Raw genomic sequence first — 1,427 nt, 5'->3', positions numbered from 1 at the left:
GAGGTCTTCGCCGAACTCAGGCAGGGCATGGGCGGCATGGGCCACGGCATGGGAGAGAGCAGCAGCCCCAGCTCCAGCGGCATGGAGGGCCACGACATGGGGGACATGGGCGGAATGGGCATGGGTGGGGACTCGGCGTCCCCCTCGGCCTCCGCCTCCTCGTCCGGCGGCATGTCGATGGGCAAGTTCATGCTCATGGGCGCCGAAAGCCCCCTGCTCGGCGGCGACGCCGGCGACGTGAAGTACCCGCACCACCTGATCAACGGCCGCGTGGCGACCGACCCGGACGTCTACACCGGCAAGCCCGGCAAGAAGGTGCGACTCCGCATCATCAACGCCGGCGGGGACACCGCCTACCGCGTCGCCCTCGGCGGCCACAAGCTGACCATCACCCACACCGACGGCTTCCCGGTCCAGCACCAGGAGGTCGACGCCCTGCTGGTCGGCATGGGCGAGCGCTACGACGTGCTCGTCACGCTGGGGGACGGGGTCTTCCCGCTGGTTGCCGTGGCCGAGGGCAAGGACGCAAACGGTTTCGCCCTGGTGCGTACGGGATCGGGCAGCGCCCCGAAGCCGACCGTCCGCCCGAAGGAACTCGACGGCATGATCATGACGGCGTCGCAGTTGCGTGCCACAGACGACGTACGGTTCGAGACCGCCAGGACCGATGTGACGCACCAGCTCAAGCTAACCGGCGGCATGGACAAGTACAACTGGGCCATCAACGGCAAGCCCTTCGACATGGCCAACCCCGAGACGAATCCGATCATGATTGAGGAAGGGCAGCGGGTACGGCTCGACTTCGTCAACGACACCGACATGTGGCACCCGATGCACCTGCACGGCCACACGTACCAGATCGGCGACTCCGGTCCCCGCAAGGACACCGCGATCGTCCTGCCCAAGAAGAAGCTGTCCGTCTTCTTCGACGCCGACAACCCGGGCCAGTGGATGCTGCACTGCCACAACGCCTACCACGGCGAGGCCGGGATGATGGCCAACGTGGCCTACGAGGCCTGACATTCTCCGTACGTCTGACGGACGGGCCCGCCAAATTCCGATGGGCCCGTCCGGACCGGCGTACATGTGGGCCCACGTTCTCCCTTGCCGTTCGGGCCGAGCGAGCCATCCGCGGGGTGCCTCAGTGGGGAGATCGTCGCCGAAGGCCGGGTACCGGACGAAGGAAACGGGGCTCAGCAGTCCGCACCGCAGCGGGGTGCCGCCAACGATCCGCATGCCGGGCCGGTCAGAGCCTTGCCTGCGCGAGGGCCGCTCTCCTCTTCCAGAGAACTGGCCGAGCGAAGTGACGCTTCTGCGACCGGCGGGGTCGCGGGTCAGAGTACGCGCACGGCCCCGGTCGGGGGATCCCAGGAGAGGTCCTTCTCGGCGATGCCCGTGGACGGGTTCTGCGCTCCGACGAACTTGCC

1 protein-coding gene and 1 pseudogene are annotated in these 1,427 nt (G+C 67.8%); one reads left to right on the top strand and one right to left on the bottom strand.

Going from position 1 to position 1,427, the window contains the following annotated elements:
* On the top strand, positions 1 to 1,020 hold a 1,020-nt coding region (locus ACPXCS_RS39575), incomplete at its 5' end, for a multicopper oxidase family protein (protein WP_425952355.1).
* 314 nt (positions 1,021 to 1,334) lie between these two features.
* On the opposite strand, the pseudogene ACPXCS_RS39570 reads toward ACPXCS_RS39575, so the two are convergent.
* Positions 1,335 to 1,427 (bottom strand): annotated as a pseudogene (locus ACPXCS_RS39570) (glycoside hydrolase); the annotation flags it as partial.

Source organism: Streptomyces sp. DT190 (assembly GCF_049846985.1).
GTDB lineage: Bacteria > Actinomycetota > Actinomycetes > Streptomycetales > Streptomycetaceae > Streptomyces.
Note: the sequence above shows the minus strand (reverse complement) of the source record. Positions and strands in the feature narration are given on the sequence as shown.